The organism is Actinosynnema sp. NPDC059797, from assembly GCF_042732085.1.
Taxonomy (GTDB): Bacteria; Actinomycetota; Actinomycetes; order Mycobacteriales; family Pseudonocardiaceae; genus Actinosynnema.
The window spans coordinates 13585-28284 of the sequence record NZ_JBHWIE010000077.1 but is presented as its reverse complement, the minus strand read 5'-3'; the positions used below and the strand labels follow the sequence as shown (position 1 = coordinate 28284).

At 72.1% G+C, this 14700-nt stretch carries 18 protein-coding genes; 10 read left to right on the top strand and 8 right to left on the bottom strand.

Going from position 1 to position 14700, the window contains the following annotated elements; translation table 11 throughout:
- Nucleotides 1-120: 120 nt before the first annotated feature.
- Complete coding sequence (locus ACFV4N_RS19710) at nt 121-594, bottom strand: Rv2732c family membrane protein (RefSeq protein ID WP_499673996.1); 474 nt, start codon at nt 592-594, stop codon at nt 121-123.
- Nucleotides 591-2060 (bottom strand): tRNA (N6-isopentenyl adenosine(37)-C2)-methylthiotransferase MiaB, encoded by a 1470-nt coding sequence (gene miaB, locus ACFV4N_RS19705; protein WP_499673995.1) that lies wholly within the window; start codon nt 2058-2060, stop codon nt 591-593. The genes ACFV4N_RS19710 and miaB overlap by 4 nt, the downstream gene beginning before the upstream one ends.
- A gap of 58 nt (nt 2061-2118) precedes the next feature.
- On the opposite strand from miaB, the gene ACFV4N_RS19700 reads away from it, so the two are divergent.
- Nucleotides 2119-3057, top strand: a complete 939-nt coding sequence (locus ACFV4N_RS19700; protein WP_499673994.1) for a TAXI family TRAP transporter solute-binding subunit — start codon at nt 2119-2121, stop codon at nt 3055-3057.
- Here the strand turns inward: ACFV4N_RS19700 and ACFV4N_RS19695 are convergent, their stop codons facing one another.
- The gene (locus ACFV4N_RS19695; RefSeq protein WP_499673993.1) at nt 3058-4446 is read right to left on the bottom strand and encodes a sensor histidine kinase; all 1389 of its coding nucleotides are present in this window, start codon (nt 4444-4446) and stop codon (nt 3058-3060) included. It abuts the gene before it with no gap.
- Nucleotides 4447-5118, bottom strand: a complete 672-nt coding sequence (locus ACFV4N_RS19690; protein ID WP_499673992.1) for a response regulator transcription factor — start codon at nt 5116-5118, stop codon at nt 4447-4449. It lies immediately after the preceding gene.
- A 161-nt stretch (nt 5119-5279) separates the two neighbouring features.
- On the opposite strand from ACFV4N_RS19690, the gene ACFV4N_RS19685 reads away from it, so the two are divergent.
- The 4 genes from ACFV4N_RS19685 (at nt 5280) to ACFV4N_RS19670 (ending at nt 8550) form a co-directional block, all read left to right on the top strand.
- Nucleotides 5280-6008, top strand: a complete 729-nt coding sequence (locus ACFV4N_RS19685) for an amino acid ABC transporter ATP-binding protein (protein ID WP_499673997.1) — start codon at nt 5280-5282, stop codon at nt 6006-6008.
- Between the two features lie 63 nt (nt 6009-6071).
- A complete protein-coding gene (locus tag ACFV4N_RS19680; RefSeq protein ID WP_499673991.1) occupies nt 6072-6959 on the top strand; it encodes a glutamate ABC transporter substrate-binding protein in 888 nt (295 codons plus the stop codon).
- Between the two features lie 83 nt (nt 6960-7042).
- Complete coding sequence (locus ACFV4N_RS19675; RefSeq protein WP_499673990.1) at nt 7043-7690, top strand: amino acid ABC transporter permease; 648 nt, start codon at nt 7043-7045, stop codon at nt 7688-7690.
- A complete protein-coding gene (locus ACFV4N_RS19670) occupies nt 7687-8550 on the top strand; it encodes an amino acid ABC transporter permease (protein ID WP_499673989.1) in 864 nt (287 codons plus the stop codon). Before ACFV4N_RS19675 ends, ACFV4N_RS19670 begins: the two co-directional genes overlap by 4 nt.
- A gap of 99 nt (nt 8551-8649) precedes the next feature.
- Here ACFV4N_RS19670 and ACFV4N_RS19665 read toward each other — a convergent pair whose 3' ends face one another.
- A complete protein-coding gene (locus ACFV4N_RS19665) occupies nt 8650-9747 on the bottom strand; it encodes an Rv2629 family ribosome hibernation factor (RefSeq protein WP_499673988.1) in 1098 nt (365 codons plus the stop codon).
- Between the two features lie 48 nt (nt 9748-9795).
- On the opposite strand from ACFV4N_RS19665, the gene ACFV4N_RS19660 reads away from it, so the two are divergent.
- The 4 genes from ACFV4N_RS19660 to ACFV4N_RS19645 all read left to right on the top strand — a co-directional run bounded on the left by ACFV4N_RS19660 (nt 9796) and on the right by ACFV4N_RS19645 (nt 11944).
- Complete coding sequence (locus tag ACFV4N_RS19660) at nt 9796-10524, top strand: EcsC family protein (protein WP_499673987.1); 729 nt, start codon at nt 9796-9798, stop codon at nt 10522-10524.
- A gap of 220 nt (nt 10525-10744) precedes the next feature.
- Nucleotides 10745-10897, top strand: coding sequence for a hypothetical protein (locus tag ACFV4N_RS19655; RefSeq protein WP_499673986.1), 153 nt, complete (start codon nt 10745-10747; stop codon nt 10895-10897).
- 33 nt (nt 10898-10930) lie between these two features.
- Nucleotides 10931-11113 (top strand): hypothetical protein, encoded by a 183-nt coding sequence (locus ACFV4N_RS19650; RefSeq protein WP_499673985.1) that lies wholly within the window; start codon nt 10931-10933, stop codon nt 11111-11113.
- 402 nt (nt 11114-11515) lie between these two features.
- Nucleotides 11516-11944: a CBS domain-containing protein gene (locus ACFV4N_RS19645; protein ID WP_499673984.1), complete on the top strand. Its 429-nt coding sequence runs from the start codon at nt 11516-11518 to the stop codon at nt 11942-11944.
- A 51-nt stretch (nt 11945-11995) separates the two neighbouring features.
- On the opposite strand, the gene ACFV4N_RS19640 is transcribed toward ACFV4N_RS19645, so the two are convergent.
- The 3 genes from ACFV4N_RS19640 to ACFV4N_RS19630 all read right to left on the bottom strand — a co-directional run bounded on the left by ACFV4N_RS19640 (nt 11996) and on the right by ACFV4N_RS19630 (nt 13962).
- On the bottom strand, nt 11996-12793 hold the full coding sequence (locus ACFV4N_RS19640) for a hypothetical protein (protein WP_499673983.1): 798 nt from the start codon (nt 12791-12793) through the stop codon (nt 11996-11998).
- On the bottom strand, nt 12790-13281 hold the full coding sequence (locus ACFV4N_RS19635) for a SigE family RNA polymerase sigma factor (RefSeq protein WP_499673982.1): 492 nt from the start codon (nt 13279-13281) through the stop codon (nt 12790-12792). Before ACFV4N_RS19635 ends, ACFV4N_RS19640 begins: the two co-directional genes overlap by 4 nt.
- 153 nt (nt 13282-13434) lie before the next feature.
- Complete coding sequence (locus tag ACFV4N_RS19630) at nt 13435-13962, bottom strand: CGNR zinc finger domain-containing protein (protein WP_499673981.1); 528 nt, start codon at nt 13960-13962, stop codon at nt 13435-13437.
- Between the two features lie 62 nt (nt 13963-14024).
- On the opposite strand from ACFV4N_RS19630, the gene ACFV4N_RS19625 reads away from it, so the two are divergent.
- Nucleotides 14025-14690 (top strand): maleylpyruvate isomerase family mycothiol-dependent enzyme, encoded by a 666-nt coding sequence (locus ACFV4N_RS19625; protein WP_499673980.1) that lies wholly within the window; start codon nt 14025-14027, stop codon nt 14688-14690.
- The last annotated feature ends 10 nt before the right edge of the window (nt 14691-14700 follow it).

Below are 14700 nucleotides of genomic sequence, written 5' to 3'. Positions count from 1 at the left end.
CGACACGGTGGTCTTGGGCGTACGACTCGCGCGTTCCGAACGTACGACTCGCGGTGTCGGAGTGGAGGACTCGCGGTGTCGGAGTGGAGGACACGCGCGGGGTGGGTGGGGTGGGTGGGGTTAGGGGAGAGGGGGGCGGGAGGCGGCTATTTTCAGCCACTTGATCAAGAGGGTGACCACTGCCAGGACGGCCAGGATCAGGCCGAAGCCCGGGCCCGGGCCCGGGTGGTGGCCGGTGGTGGTCTGGGTGGTCCAGATGGAGAGGACGCCCGCCACGCTCGCGGCGAACGAGGTCAGGGCGCACACCCAGGCCAGGGTCCAGCGGCGGGCGACCAGGGTGACGGCCGGCAGGAGGACGCCGGTGGTGACCGCCGCCCAGGAGAAGATCTTCGGGAGGGCCTGGGCGTCCGCGAAGAGGACCGAGAAGCCCTGGCGGCCGTCGGTCCAGGGGAGGACCAGGGAGACCAGGATCGCCAGGGCGGCGATGGCGATGGTCAGGGCGCCCGCGCCCGGGTCGAAGCGCTTGGCGGCGGTGCGGCCCACGTCGTCGATCTCGGCGCGCAGGTCGGCGAGGTCGTCGTGCTCGTTGCTCACGGGGTCGCACACCCGCCCACGGCCGCCGGGAGGGGCGCGGGCTTGCCGAAGGACGGCAGGCCCAGGGTCACGCCGGGGGTCTTCGGCTTCAGGCCCGCCTCGGAGCGGTCGCCCGCCTTGGTGCGCCGGTGGGACAGGAGCGGGCCGTCGGCGATCAGGTTGTGCGGTGCGCCGTAGGTGACGACCGTCTCGACCACGTCGCCGGGGCGGACGCGGGCGTCGCCCGGGGTGAAGTGGACCAGGCGGCCGTCGCGGGCGCGGCCGGTCATCCGGTTGGTCTCGGTGTCCTTGCGGCCCTCGCCGGCGGCGACCAGCAGCTCGACCCGCCGGCCGACCTGCTCGCGGTTCTCCTCGTGGGCGATCTCGTTGACCAGGGTCACCAGGCGGTCGTAGCGCTCCTGCACGACGTGCTTGGGGAGCTGGTCCGGCAGGTCGGCGGCCGGCGTGCCGGGGCGCTTGGAGTACTGGAACGTGAACGCGGAGGAGAAGCGGGCCCGCCGGACGACGTCCAAAGTGGCCTGGAAGTCCTCCTCGGTCTCACCGGGGAAGCCGACGATGATGTCGGTGGTGATGGCCGCGTCCGGCATGGCCTCGCGCACCTCGTCCAGGATGGACAGGTACTTCGCGGTCCGGTACGACCGGCGCATCTCCTTGAGCACGCGGTCCGAGCCCGACTGGAGCGGCATGTGCAGCTGGTGGCACACGGCGGGCGTCTCGGCCATCGCCGCGATCACGTCGGAGGTGAAGTCCTTCGGGTGCGGCGAGGTGAACCGGACCCTCTCCAGCCCCTCGACCGCGCCGGTGGCGCGCAGCAGCTTGCCGAACGCGTACCGGTCGCCGAACTCCACGCCGTAGGAGTTGACGTTCTGGCCGAGCAGGGTGACCTCCAGCACGCCCTCGTCGACCAGCGCCTGGACCTCCGCCAGCACCTCGCCGGGCCTGCGGTCGCGCTCCTTGCCGCGCAGCGACGGCACGATGCAGAAGGTGCACGTGTTGTTGCAGCCCACGGAGATCGACACCCAGCCCGAGTAGGCCGAGTCGCGGCGCGCGGGCAGCGTCGACGGGAAGGTCTCCAGCGCGTCGAGGATCTCGACCTGGGCCTCGCGGTTGTGGCGGGCGCGCTCCAGCAGGACCGGCAGCGAGCCGATGTTGTGCGTGCCGAACACCACGTCCACCCACGGCGCGCGCTTGACGATCTCGCCCTGGTCCTTCTGCGCCAGGCAGCCGCCGACCGCGATCTGCATGTCCGGGTTCGCGGACTTGGCGGGCGCGAGGTGGCCGAGCGTGCCGTACAGCTTGTTGTCGGCGTTCTCCCGGACCGCGCAGGTGTTGAAGACGACCACGTCCGGCGTGGCGTCGCCCTCGGCGGGTGCGTAACCCGCGTCCTCCAGCAGGCCGGCCAGGCGCTCGGAGTCGTGCACGTTCATCTGACAACCGAACGTGCGGATCTGGTAACTGCGGGTCACTGCACCTAGTCCTTCCGTCGACTCCCAGGGTAGAGCGTGGACGTGCGACGATGCGCGGGTGTCGGTAGCGCTGCGGCGGTTGCGCGCGGTCGGGGTCGTCTTGGCCCTGGCCGTCACGGCGCTGACCGGGTGCGGGGACGACTTCGGGCACGTCCGGCTGGCCATCGCCGCGGGCAACGAGGGCGGGGTCTACCACAAGCTGAGCACGGCCCTGGCCGACGCGTGGACCAGGGACCCCGGCGTGCCGCGGCCCGAGGTGGCGCAGACCTCCGGGTCGGTGGACAACCTCCGGCTGCTGCGCGCCGACGAGGCCCAGGTGGGGTTCTCGGCGGCCGACGCGGCCGAGCTGGAGCAGGGCGACGCCGGGCACCGGGTGTTCGCGCTGGCCCGGATGCACGACGACTACCTCCAGCTGCTGGTGCGGGCCGACCTGCCGGTGACCAAGGTCTCCGAGCTGGCGGGCCTGCGGGTGAGCCTGGGCGCGCCGGACTCGGGCGTGCGGGTGATCGCGCAGCGGCTGCTCCGCTCCGCGGAGATGGTGGGCAGCCTCCAGGTCCAGTACCTCAGCCTGTCGCAGAGCGTCGACGCCATCCGCGCCGGCACGCTGGACGCGTTCTTCTGGTCCGGCGGCGTGCCGACCGACGCCGTGACCGACCTCGCCACCACGGTCGAGCTGCGGATGCTCGACCTGGGTGACGTGCTGCCCGACCTGCGCCGCGACTTCCCGGTGTACGGCTCGGCCACGCTGCCCGCCTCGGCCTACCGGCTCGACGGCGGACCGGTCGTCACCCTCGTCGTGCGCAACTTCCTGCTGGTCAACGACACGGTGCCGGACGACGTGGTGGAAGCCCTGCTCAGGGGCCTGTTCCGGGCCCAGTCCGCGCTGGTCTCGGCGAGCCCGGTGGCCAGGTCGATCGAGGTCCGCTCGGCGATCGAGACCACGCCGATCCCGCTGCACCCGGGCGCCATGCGCTATTACCGGGACGTGAAGGTCTGATCACGCCTTCGGCTCGACGGCGGGGAACTCGACCACCACGGTGAGCCCCTCGCCCTCCGGCGACTCCAGCCGCACCGTGCCGCCCACGCGCTCCACGACCTGCCGCACCAGCGCCAGCCCCAGCCCGGAGCCCTGCACGTTCTGGTGCGCCGGGCTGCGCCAGAACCGGTCGGTGGCCCGCTCCAGCTCCTCGGGCTCCAGCCCCGGCCCCTCGTCGCGCACCGACAGCCGCACCACGCCGTCGCGCCGCCGCACGTCGACGTGCACCAGCGTGCCGTCGGAGGTGAACTTCAGCGCGTTGTCCAGCAGCGCGTCCAGGATCGTCTCCACGCCCCTGGGCGGCGCCAGCGCGGTGCCGCCCGGCTCGCCGTCGAGCACCAGGTGCACCTCGCGCGCCGCCGCGGCCGGCTGCCACGCCGTCAGCCGCCCCGCCACCACCCGGTCCACGTCCACCGGCACCGGGTCCACCGACGACGCGCCCGCCCGCGCCATGGACAGCAGCTCGTCCAGGACCCGGTTGAGCCGGTTGGCCTCGTCCAGCGCCGCGACCTGGTGCGGGACGCCCTCGCCGACCACGTGGCCCTCCAGGTTCGACAGGCGCAGCTTCAACGCGGTCAGCGGGTTGCGGAGCTGGTGGGAAGCGTCGGCGACGAACGCGCGCTGCGCGGCCAGCACGTCGCTGACGCTGGCCGCCATCTGGTCGAACGACCGCGAGAGCTGCCGCAGCTCCGGCGGCCCGGACGAGGAGCCCACCGGCTCCACCGGCTGCCCGGACACCACCGCCGCCAGCAGCGAGCCGGTCGCGTCGTCGAGCCTGCGCACCGGCCGCAGGGTCCACCTGACCAGCGGCAACGCCGCGAACACGGCCGCGACCAGCACCAACAGGCTGGCCGCGAGCAGCACGCCCCACCAGGCCAGCACCTCGGCGCGGGTCTTCCAGGTCGGCGAGAACGTCACCACCGCCCCGCGCACCTCGCCCGCCTCCAGCACCGGCTCGGCCAGCACCAGCTCGGTCGAGTCCCACGGCATGATCAGCTCGGGCGAGGTGGGCTGCCGCCCGGCCAGCGCGCCGTTGACCAGGTCCGCGACCTCGGGCGGGGCCAGGTCCACCGGCCCGGACTGCGTCACCACCCGCCCGTCCCGGTCCAGCAGCGCCACCCGGATGCCGTACAGCTCCTGGTAGCGCAGCAGCTCGCCCAGCAGCACCTCGGGCTGGTCGTCGATGAACGGCCGCTGCGCCACGGACGCGAACCGCGTGGTGTCGGTCAGCCGGTCCAGGAACATCTCCTGCTGCTCCGCCTGCGCGATGCCGCGCCCCAGCGGCACGCCCATGCCCAGCAGCACGAGCACGACCAGCGTCACCACGATCCCCAGCAGCCGCGACCGCACTCAGCCCCCGCTCAACCGGTACCCGACCCCGCGCACCGTCTCCAACAACGCCGGACGCCCGAGCTTGGTGCGCAACGTCGCCACGTGCACGTCCAGCGTCCGGTTGGCGCCCGCCCAGGTGCGTCCCCACACCTCGGCCAGGATGCGCTCCCGCGTGCACACCGCGCCACCCGCGGCCACGACCAGCGCCAACACCTGGAACTCCTTGCGCGAGAGCGTGACGGGTTCACCCGCCACGGTGACCTCGTGCCGGCCCAGGTCCACCCGCACGTCGGCCACCTCGAACACCTGGGTGCCGGTGCCGCCCGCGCCGACCGGGTCGCCGCGCCGCCGCCGCACCGCGTGCACCCGGGCCACCAGTTCGCCCACGTCGTAGGGCTTGACCAGGTAGTCGTCCGCGCCGGCGTGCAGGCCCAGGATGCGGTCGTCGATCTCGCCGCGCGCCGACACGACGATGATGGCGACGTCGCTGGCCGCCCGGATGTGCCGGCACAGGGTGACGCCGTCCACGTCGGGCAGGCCCAGGTCCAGCAGCACGACGTCGACGCCGGTGAGCCGGTCGAGGGTTCCCCGACCGGTCGCCTGGCGGTCCACGGTGAACCCGCGCCGGGTCAACGCCGGTACCAGCGCTTCCGCCACCCGGTCGTCGTCCTCGACCAACAGCACGCGCACCGTGGTGCCTCCCGATAAGTGTCGCCGGCCTGTGACAGAGTTGAGACCCTAAGTCTTGCTCAACCGCCTGGACTGGTGTGGTGCTTCACACCTAGGTTTCCGCCATCGCTCAGGAACCCCCAACTGGAGGACTGATGACCGCCGCCACTCCTGCTCCGCCGATGATCCGGATGGTGGGCGTGGACAAGTTCTTCGGACCCCTGCACGTCCTCAAGGGCGTCGACCTGGAGGTGCCGAAGGGGCAGGTCGTCGTGGTGCTGGGCCCGTCGGGCTCCGGCAAGTCCACGCTGTGCCGCACCATCAACCGCCTGGAGCCGATCAACTCCGGCACCATCGAGGTCGACGGCCAGCCGCTGCCCGCCGAGGGCAAGGACCTGGCCAGGCTGCGCGCCGACGTGGGCATGGTCTTCCAGTCGTTCAACCTGTTCGCCCACAAGAGCATCGTCGACAACGTGGTGCTCGCGCCGGTGAAGGTCCGCAAGGTGGCGGCGGCCCAGGCCCGCAAGGAGGCCATGGAGCTGCTGGAGCGGGTCGGCATCGCGAACCAGGCGGAGAAGTTCCCGGCCCAGCTCTCGGGCGGCCAGCAGCAGCGCGCGGCGATCGCCCGCGCCCTGGCGATGCGGCCCAAGGTGATGCTGTTCGACGAGCCCACCTCCGCCCTGGACCCGGAGATGGTCCAGGAGGTGCTGGACGTGATGACCACGCTGGCCAAGGAGGGCATGACCATGCTCGTGGTGACCCACGAGATGGGCTTCGCCCGCAAGGCCGCCGACCGCGTGATCTTCATGGCCGACGGTGAGGTCGTCGAGGACTCGACGCCGGAGACCTTCTTCTCCGCGCCGAAGTCGAACCGCGCGAAGGACTTCCTTGGCAAGATCCTGACCCACTGAAGTCCCCCGACCGCGGCGCTGAGCCTGGCGCCGCACGACCCGAAGAAGAGCAGGAGAAAGACGATGAGGGTTCGCACCCTTGCGGTAGCGCTGCTGGCCGGCGGCCTCGCCCTGACCGCGTGCGGCAAGGAGGGTAGCCCCACGGACGCGGGCTCGGCCCCCTCTCAGCAGGCCGCGCAGGACGTGACGGTCGACGGTTCGACCACGTTCGAGCGGATGAAGAGCCGCGGCAAGGTCGTCATCGGCGTCAAGGAAGACCAGCCGTTCCTCGGCCACAAGGACGCCACCACCGGCAAGTACAGCGGGTTCGACATCGACATCGCCCGCCTCGTGGCCGCGAAGCTCGGCTTCGAGGAGAGCAAGATCGAGTACAAGGCGATCGCCTCGGCCGGTCGCGAGCAGGCGATCATCAACGGTGACATCGACTACTACGTCGGCACCTACACGATCAACGACGACCGCAAGCAGAAGATCGGCTTCGCCGGCCCGTACTTCACCGCCGGCCAGGACCTGCTGGTCCGCAAGGAGGACTCCTCCATCACCGGCCCCGAGACCCTCAAGGGCAAGAAGGTCTGCTCCGTGACCGGCTCCACGCCGATCAAGCGGATCAAGGAGGGCGGCTACACGGAGCCGGAGAACATCACCGAGTTCCAGAACTACTCGCAGTGCGTCAGCAAGCTGGCCGACGGCTCGATCGACGCCGTGACCACCGACGACGCGATCCTCAAGGGCTACGCCGCCGAGGAGCCGGACAAGTTCAAGGTCGTCGGCAAGACCTTCTCCGCGGAGCCGTACGGCATCGGCCTGCCCAAGGACGACAAGCCGCTGCGCGACAAGGTGAACGACATCCTCGAAGAGGCCATCTCCGGTGGCGACTGGGACAAGATCTACGAGGCCACGCTGGGCAAGTCGGGTTCGCCCGCCCAGAAGCCGGTGATCGACCGCTACTGAGCCGCACCAACGGTGGCCGGTGACCCGCGCACGCAGGGTGGGTCACCGGCCACCCCCATGAAGTCCACCGGCGAGGAACCCCGATGAGCGTCCTTACCAACTACTCCGACCTGTTCCTGAAAACGTTCGGCACGACGATCCAGCTGTTCCTGTTCTCGGCGATCGGGTCGCTGGTGCTGGGCACGCTCCTGGCGATGCTGAGGGTCAGCCCGGTCCCGGTGTTCCGGGCGGCCGGCGCCTCGTACGTGACGCTGCTGCGCAACACACCGCTGACCCTGGTGTTCTTCTTCTTCGCCTTCGCCTACCCGCTGCTGCGGATCGTGCAGCTGGACCCGTTCAAGGGCGCGGTGGTGGCGCTGACCCTCTACACCTCGGCGTTCATCTGCGAGGTCGTCCGCTCCGGCATCAACACGGTGCCGGTCGGGCAGGCCGAGGCGGCCCGCGCGCTGGGGCTGACGTTCGGGCAGACGCTGGGTGACGTGGTCCTGCCGCAGGCGCTGCGCTCGGTGGTGCCGCCGCTGGTCAGCACGCTGATCGCGCTGCTGAAGAACACCACCGTGGCGGCCGGCTTCTCGGTCGCGGACGCGGGCTCGATCGCGTACGTGCTGTCCGAGGACGGCGCCGACATGCTCATCGGCCTGTCCTGGGTGGCCTTCTTCTTCGTCGTCCTGGTGTTCCCGTTGACCATGGTGCAACGCGCCCTCGAGAAGCGCTGGAGCGTGGCCCGATGAGCTCGGTCCTGTTCGACGTCCCCGGACCGAAGGCCCGGATGCGCTACCGGCTGTTCGCCGTCCTCGGGGTGGCCGCGCTGCTCGCGCTGGTCGGCTTCGTGCTGTACCGCTTCTACGACAGCGGCCAGTTCGAGCCGCGCATGTGGGAGTGGATCCAGTACCAGCAGGTCCAGATCGAGCTGCTGGAGCGGCTGGGCAACACGCTCAAGGCGTTCGCGGTGGCCGCGCTCGCCGCGGTGCTGCTGGGCGCGCTGCTGGCGGCCGGCCGGCTCTCCGACCACGCGGTGCTGCGGGTGCCCGCCCTGGTGATCACCGAGGTGTTCCGGGCCATCCCGCTGCTGATCATGATCTTCCTCCTGTACTTCGGCCTGGGGTCGGCCGGCTTCGGGATGACGCAGTTCATGGCGGTCGTGATCGGCCTGACGCTCTACAACGGCTCGGTGCTGGCCGAGGTGTTCCGGGCCGGCGTGGCGTCGCTGCCGCGCGGCCAGGCCGAGGCGGCGTACGCGCTGGGCATGCGCAAGACCCAGGTCATGGTGCTGGTGCTGCTGCCGCAGGCGCTGCGCGCCATGCTGCCGACGATCATCAGCCAGCTCGTGGTGCTGCTGAAGGACACCGCCCTCGGGTTCATCATCAACTACGAGGAGCTGCTGAACTACGTGAAGTACCTCGGCACCCAGGGCCAGTTCGGCCGCCCGCTGGTGCCGATGACCATCGTGGCCGGCGCGATGTACATCGCGATGTGCCTGCTGCTGACCTGGCTGGCGACCTGGTTGGAGAAGCGCAACCGGCGCAGCAAGAAGGTCGTCGACCGCGAGGACCACGACGCGGAGAACGTCGTCCTGGTGAACGCGACCTGAGCCCGCGGAAAAGGGGGAGCGCCTGCGTGGCGCTCCCCCTTTTCCTTTTTTGGGTTCACCCGTTCGTGAGTTATTCGCCCTGGGCGAGGGGCTGCCCGGTCAGGTGTGCCGCAGGAGCGCGCCCACGCCCTCGTACAGGTCCGTGCCGTCGGCGATCAGGACCTGCGCGCCGGTCGCCGCGGCGGCGTTGGGCAGCACCTCGTCCGCGCGGTGCCGCTCGACGTGCTCGATGCCCAGGCCGCTCAGCTCGGACTCGCGCAGCGCCACCTGCGCGGGGTGGTCGCCCGACCACACGGTGCGGTCGCCCAGCGCCGGGTCGGCGACCAGCAGCGCGGCCACGTTGGCCTCGCGCAGCGCCTCCACCACGGGCTCCAGCCCCTGCACCGCCAGGCCGCCGTCGCGGTGGTACTCGGCGGTGAACCGCTCCACCACCTCGTGCGCCTCGTTGTACTGGTACTGGGCCACCAGCGACTGCACGGCGCTGTCGAACGCACCGTCGTCCGCCCCGTCGGCCAGGCTCGCGCCCTCGACCTCGACCAGCACCTCGCGGCACCGCTGGGTCAGCTCCTCGCACACCGCGGACCGCGCCTGCACCTCGCCGCCCAGGATGAGCAGCTTGGCGTTCAGCTTGCCGACCAGCCGGTCGACGGCCTCGGCGACCTGGGCCGCGTTGCGCTTGGCGTTCTCCTCGACCGAGTGCTGCATGCGCAGGTGCGACCAGCCGCCGCCGCGCACCTTGTGCAGCGGGTGCTCCTCGCCCCGAACCTCCTCGGCCGCCACCTCGCCCTGGCCGCCGGTCTGCCCGGCGTAGCCGTGGACGTCGGCGCCGACCTTGTCGGCCAGCACGACCACGTGCGGCACGGTCGGCCCCAGCGAGCCGGCCAGCGGCAGCACGTGCGGCAGCGTCGACCAGCGGGCGGTGACCCGGGCCGGCGGTCGCGGCAGCACCCGGTCCAGCAGCACCTTCCCGTGCGCCGCGATCAGCGCCCGCCCGGCCTTGCCGACGACCGGCGTCAGCGCGGGCCCCTCCAGCGCGTCCAGCGTCGCGTCGTCCGCGCCCTGTCGGGCCAGCTCCTCGCGCACACCGCGCCAGCGCAGCTCCATCGCCTTGGCCGCGTCCTCGGTGTCGTGCGAGGCGTCCAGGTAGACCGACGCGAACGGACCGCGTTCCCTGACCAGCTCTCCCAACGAAGACATGTCCATTGGCCACGTTTACCCGCTGGCGCGCCGCGTAACCTCGGGGGCATGGCGGAGGAACCGGGTGCGATCAGCAGGGTGCAGCAGAACGCCGTCGACCACCTCCTCCGGGTGGGCATCAACGGCTTCGGACCGTTCAAGGGCGCCGAGCAGATGGCGGTCGAGACCCTGGAGAAGGGTCTGACCAGGGAAGAAGCAGTCAAGCACTTGATCAGGACGCACGTCGCGGCGGCGGGCGTGCAGGGGTTCGCGACGAACGTCGGCGGCTTGATCACGCTGCCCGTCACGCTGCCCGCGAACCTGACCGCGGCCTACCTGGTCCAAACTCACCTGATCGCGTCAATCGCGGCGCTGCACGGGCACGACCTGGAGAGCGAGGACGTCCAGACCGCGATCCTGGTCTGCCTGCTCGGCAACGCGGGCACCGAGGTGCTGAAGAAGGCGGGCATCAAGGCGGGCACGAAGCTGACCATGAACCTGATCAAGAAGATCCCGGAGCAGCTGATCCGGGAGATCAACAAGCGGATCGGGTTCACGCTGCTGGCCAAGTACGGCACGACCAAGGCGACGGTGACCCTGGCCAAGGGCGTGCCGCTGGTGGGCGGCGTGATCGGCGGGACGTTCGACGCGGTCACCACGCGGGCGGTCGGCGCCTTCGCGTCCCGCTTCTTCACCGAGCAGGAGGACGCGCCGGCGGTCGTCGACGGCTCGGTCATCGACGGCGAGGTCATCGACGGCGAGGTCATCGACGGCGAGGTCGTCGACATCCGCGAGTGAGCCGGATAAACCAGGTTGGCACGGAGGGGGTTCCGCGCTACTGTCTGATCCATGTTCTTCCAGATCTACCTCTGAGGACTTCTTCCTCCAGCGCCGCGCAGGCCCCGGGCCGCGCCGCGCCCTTCCCTGGTGGCCCTAGCGGCTCTTCGAGCGACCCCGTTCTCCCTTTTCCCGGGTCGCGGCCTTCTTGCACGCCTCGACTTCTTCGAGGAGGCGACGCATGCCCACCATGCGAAGCGAACCACCGAACGACGACCTGCCGACCAACCGCGCCGCGCGCCGCGGCAAGCGCCAGGCGGGCGCCGCCCAGCCGCGCTTCGGCGGCGGCCGGCTCGTCGTCACCCCGCGCCAGTACGCCATGCGGCGTCGCTGACCGGCGATCCCGCTCACCTCAGGAGGTAGACCGATGACCAACGAAGAGCTCCCGCAGGACGACGCGGCCGAACGCGAGGACCAGCCGAGCGTCGTCCCGAACCGCCGGGAGCGCCGCGGGCACGCGCAGAAGACCGGCGCGGTGCACCAGACGTCCGGCAAGCCGAACCAGAACAACTTCGGCGGCCGCCGCGTCTTCCGCCGCAAGGCGGGCTGACGCACCCCGCTCCACCCGGATCGGTCACCTCGCGGGCGCGTTCACGAGCGCCCGCGAGGTGACCGTCCTTCCCGTGCCCCGCTGGAGGAGGGCCGTCGTCCGGTCCGCTGTGGACGGTGGCGCGCCGCCGACCCGACCCGGCGCCCGCGGTCGTCGGGGCGGGGCGGGCTCCTGCTGTGCGGGCTCCTGCTGTGCGGGCTCCTGCTGTGCGGGCTCCTGCTGGGCGGGGTGCTGGCTGCTCCACGCGGGTGACGACCCGCGGGGCCCGGCGCGGTGGCGGCGGTAACCCGATCGCACCCCCCGGTGCTCCCATCGGGGGCGTGACCTCCCGATCCGCGGGCCGGGGAACTAGCCTGGGCCCGGTAGCGGGACCGGGTCCGGGCGGAGATCGGGAGGCGCACCATGAGGATCGCGGACGTGTTGCGGGGCAAGGGTTCGGCCGTGGCGACGGTCCGGACCGCGGATTCGGTGGCGGACCTCCTCGCCGCGCTGGCCGAGCACAACGTGGGCGCGATGGTCGTGGTCGGGCCGGGCGGCATGGCCGGGATCGTGTCCGAGCGCGACGTGGTGCGCCGGCTGCACGAGCGCGGCCGCGACCTGCTCGACGCCCCGGTGTCGGAGATCATGACCAGCGAGGTGCTCACCTGCTCGCCGCGCGACTCGGTGGACAGCCTCAGCGTGCTGATGACCGAGCGGCGCATCCGGCACGTGCCGGTGCTCGACGGCGGCGAGCTGGTCGGCATCGTCAGCATCGGCGACGTGGTGAAGAGCCGCATGGACCAGCTCCAGACCGACCACGACCAGCTCACCGCCTACATCTCGCAGGGGTGAGCCGCGGCGCTCCCGGTGATCACGGCGTGACCGCCGCCCGGCGCGACCCCGTCACCACTCGTCGGAGGTGACGACCTCCTTCATCCGGTCGAGGGTCAGCGGGGGCTGCGGCCCGTAGAACTCGCCGCCCGGCGTGTTGATCGCGGCGCCCCGGGGGTCCTCCTGGTTGCCGACGTTCAGGACGATCACCGTCCCGTCGGGCCGCTTGAGGCACGCCAGGTAGGACACCGCGCCGGGGGCCATCCGCGCGGTCCCGGTCGCCAGCCGGGAGCCGTCGGGCAGCGTGCTGACGTGGCAGTCCTCCGTGAAGGAGAGGCGGCACCACTCCTCGGGCCCGGAATCGGTCGGGTAGGTCGTCAGCGCGAAGCTCCCGGTGACGCCCGCGGAGGTCAGGGTCCCGCCGACGATCGCGCCGACGCTCGTGCCGGTGGAGGTGTCCGGTTCGGCCAGCCGCGGTGTCCCGACCGATCCCGTCTCGGGTGGCGCGGGGTTCTTCGAGGACGGGGGTGGCACGGTGAACTCTTGGGTCACCTCGACCGTCGCGGTGTCACCGAGCGCCGCCCTGAACCGGGCGAGCAGGTCGTCCGGCGAGGTGGGGACGGGTTCGCGCGTCGTGGGCGCGGTCGACGAGGAGGTGGTTGGCGTGCCGGCGACGTCCGTGCCGGGGTCGCCCGGCGCCAGCCACACCGCACCCGCGACCAGGCCCGCCACCGCGACGACGGTGGCCGCGACGGGTACCAGTCGCGCGGTCCGGCGCGGTCGCACGACCGGGGCCGTGCCCGCGGCCGCGGCGTCGGCTCGCCGCTCCAGCTCGGCGAAGGCGTCGTGGAGGGTGCGCAGGTCGCTCATGAGGTCTCCTGGAGGTTCGGGGCGCCGGCGGCGAGGTCGATGCGCAGGGCGTTGAGCGCCCGGTGGATCTGGCTGCGGACGGTCGGTTCCCGGCACCCCAGCTGCGTGGCGATCTCCCGGTCGGACAGGCCCGCGTAGTAGCGCAGGACCACGGCCGCGCGCTGCTTCCTGGGCAGGCGGGCGAGGCGGCGGATCATCGCGTCCCGCTCGGCCCGCTCGTCCGCGCCGTCGGAGGTCACCGCCGGCTCGACCTCGGCGCGCGGGGACGTGCGGGTCAGCCTCCGGCGCCAGGACAGGTACTCGTTGACGAGCATCCGCCGCACGTAGGCGTTCGGCTCGGCCATCCCCGAGATCCGTTCCCAGCGCTCGAACGCCCGGCCCAACACGTCGCTCACGAGGTCCTCGGCCAGCCACGTCCGGCAGGTCAGGACCGTGGCGAACCGCATCAGCGCGGGACGCTGCCTCGCCACGTACTCGGCAAATTCCACCGGCCACTCCCGATCGTCGACCCGACCTCGATTCCGCACCCCTAATGCGGGAGCGACCCCGTTCGTTGCATCCGATCCCCCGCCGGCCGCCGAGGGCGGCCGGAACCGCGGCACCGGGGCGGCCCGGTGCTCGCCGAACGGGACTTCGCGGGGCTAGTCGCGGGCCCGGTGGTAGTGCCTGCTGACCCGGGCGCGGTTGCCGCACGAGGGCTTGCACCACTCCTGGCGCGGGTGCTCCTTGACGAAGTACCTGATGCACCGGGGCGCCGGGCACGCCCGCAGCCGCTCGCGCTCCGGTCCGCCCAGGAACTCGATCACCGCGGTCGCCAAGTCGGCCAGCAGCCGGTCGTCACCGCCCGCCGAGTCGCGGTAGGCGACCCGGGGCGGGTCGCCCCACTCCAGCCGCGGCGTGCGGGGCACGCGCGCGGCGTTCTCGTTGACCACCGCGAGCGCGCGGTCGAGGTCCATCAGGTGCGGCGCGTCGAGCCGTTCGCCGGCGTGGGCGGCGTGGGCGTAGAGGGTGCGGGCGGCCCAGCGCAGCTCGACCACGCGTTGCCGCAGCCGCTCGTCCGGCTCGACCCCGGCCCACGCGGCGAACCCCTGCGGGGTGGCCAGGTCGTCGACGAGCCCGCCGTGCCCGTCGTGCCGGACCGTGCTCGCGAACTCCAGTGCGAGTGCCACCCGGGCGAGTCTAGTGGTAGGTTCCCTAACGGCTTTGGTTCAACAATCCATTAGGGGGAGTCGTGACGATCCAGGAGACCGCGCTGGCGGCCCACGCCAGGCTGGCCGTGCTCGTCGAGGGCCTGACCGACGCGCAGGTCGCGGAGCCGTCGGCGCTGCCGGGGTGGACGCGCGGTCACGTGCTGGCGCACCTCGCGGGCGTCACGGCCGGCATGGCCCGGCAGGCCGAGCACGAGGGCGAGAAGGTCGAGGTCTACCCCGGCGGGCAGGCCGCCCGCGACGCCGCCATCGAGGAGGGCGCGACGCGGTCGGCCGACGCCCACCGGGCCGCGCTCGCCGCGTCCGTCGACCGGCTGACCAGGGCGTGGGCGGGCGTGCGCGACTGGGACGCCCCCGTCTGGTACCGCGACGGCGTGCTCCTCGACACCGCCCACGCGGTGTGGCGGGAGGTCGAGATCCACGCCCGCGACCTGGACCTGGGGCACGTCGAGTGGTCGCCGGAGTTCTGCGACCACACCATCGGCTTCCTCGCCGCGCGCGTGCCCGACGGCGTGCGGCTCGTGCTGTCCGGCGGCGGGCGCGAGTGGGTGCTCGGCGAGGGCGAGGAGTTCCGGCTCGCCGGGTCGCCCGCCGACCTCACCGCGTGGCTGGCCGGCCGCGAGCCCGAGGGCGAGGTCGTCGGGCCGAAGCCCGAGCTGGGTCCGTGGCCCTCGGCGGCGGCCAGGTGACCCGCCGCGT

What these genes read in the sequence shown, in the direction of transcription:
- ACFV4N_RS19665 (WP_499673988.1), bottom strand. Translation starts at nt 9,747, where the DNA reads ATGTCTTCGTTGGGAGAGCTGGTCAGGGAACGCGGTCCGTTCGCGTCG.
- ACFV4N_RS19670 (WP_499673989.1), top strand. Translation starts at nt 7,687, where the DNA reads ATGAGCTCGGTCCTGTTCGACGTCCCCGGACCGAAGGCCCGGATGCGC.
- ACFV4N_RS19655 (WP_499673986.1), top strand. Translation starts at nt 10,745, where the DNA reads ATGCCCACCATGCGAAGCGAACCACCGAACGACGACCTGCCGACCAAC.
- ACFV4N_RS19650 (WP_499673985.1), top strand. Translation starts at nt 10,931, where the DNA reads ATGACCAACGAAGAGCTCCCGCAGGACGACGCGGCCGAACGCGAGGAC.
- ACFV4N_RS19645 (WP_499673984.1), top strand. Translation starts at nt 11,516, where the DNA reads ATGAGGATCGCGGACGTGTTGCGGGGCAAGGGTTCGGCCGTGGCGACG.
- ACFV4N_RS19680 (WP_499673991.1), top strand. Translation starts at nt 6,072, where the DNA reads ATGAGGGTTCGCACCCTTGCGGTAGCGCTGCTGGCCGGCGGCCTCGCC.
- ACFV4N_RS19660 (WP_499673987.1), top strand. Translation starts at nt 9,796, where the DNA reads ATGGCGGAGGAACCGGGTGCGATCAGCAGGGTGCAGCAGAACGCCGTC.
- ACFV4N_RS19685 (WP_499673997.1), top strand. Translation starts at nt 5,280, where the DNA reads ATGATCCGGATGGTGGGCGTGGACAAGTTCTTCGGACCCCTGCACGTC.
- ACFV4N_RS19640 (WP_499673983.1), bottom strand. Translation starts at nt 12,793, where the DNA reads ATGAGCGACCTGCGCACCCTCCACGACGCCTTCGCCGAGCTGGAGCGG.
- ACFV4N_RS19675 (WP_499673990.1), top strand. Translation starts at nt 7,043, where the DNA reads ATGAGCGTCCTTACCAACTACTCCGACCTGTTCCTGAAAACGTTCGGC.